Raw genomic sequence first — 1,024 nt, forward strand, 5'->3', positions numbered from 1 at the left:
GGCGACCGTCGTACGCAGCGGCGCGAGCGCCCGCCCGAACCGCTCGGCCCACGCCGCCGACACCGCGTCCACCACGGAGACCGTGCCCCTGCCCTCGCCTGCGGGCTGCCCGGGCGCGGTGCGCAGCACCCGCAGCGCGCCCGCCACGTCCCCGCTGAGCAGCGCGGCGGCGCCGCACTCGCGGAACGGCAGCGACGCCGCGCAGGCGGCGTCGTACGTGGCCGTGACGGACGAGACGGCGGACGCGGCGGGCGTCTCGGCCAGGCACAGCACATGGATGCCCGCCGCGGGACCGGCCTGCGCGAGGCGCGCCGTCGTCTCGCGCAGCGCGGCCGAGCCCGGGTCGCCGTCCACGACGAGCAGCGTCCTCGGACCGGTGTGGCGCCGGGCGGCGGCCTCGACCGCGCCCGGCTCGGCGGACGCCCAGCCGGGGCCGAGCGGCCCCTCGTCCAGCCGCCGGCTCAGCTCGGCGGCCCTGGCGGCCGCCTGGTCCCTGTCGTACGCGAGGAGCAGCCTGCAGTCCTGCCCGTGGCCCGGCCTGGCGTGCGGCAGCCAGCCGAGCCAGCCCCAGTCCGCCCGCCGCTGCTCGACGCCGAGCGCGCGGTCCGTCGTGATCAGCGCGATCTCCAGCTCCGACGGCGGGTGCAGGGCGGCGAGCTGCGCCACCACGGAGCGCGCGAGGCCGACGAGGCGCGCGCGTGGCCCCGCGAGGCCCAGCGAGCCTGCCTCCCGCAGGCCGACCGTCACCGGCGCGTGGCGGTCAGGACTGTCCGCCGTGCCCAGCCTGACCACCAGCGCCTGGGGGTGGGCGGGACCGCGCTCCCACAGGCGGGGCCCCGGGGCGAGGGCCGTGAGCAGCAGCTCGGCCGCGTCCGGCCACGTGGTGTCGGAAGGGGGCGGGCCGGGGGGCGCCCCTCGGCGCCTCGGGGCCCGGCGCGGCGGGGTGCGAGAGCGCACGGCCGGACGCCTGCCGCCGGCGGGACGGCGGTGTCCTCTCTGTCCTCAGAAGGAGGGGGGGGGGGGG

1 pseudogene is annotated in these 1,024 nt (G+C 80.6%); it reads right to left on the reverse strand.

Annotated features, from left to right (window positions below):
* A pseudogene (locus tag JFN87_RS33220) lies at positions 1 to 885 on the reverse strand (hypothetical protein); the annotation flags it as partial.
* Positions 886 to 1,024: the final 139 nt, after the last annotated feature.

Origin of the sequence: Streptomyces montanisoli, from assembly GCF_017813245.1 — a bacterium.
Taxonomy (GTDB): domain Bacteria; phylum Actinomycetota; class Actinomycetes; order Streptomycetales; family Streptomycetaceae; genus Streptomyces; species Streptomyces montanisoli.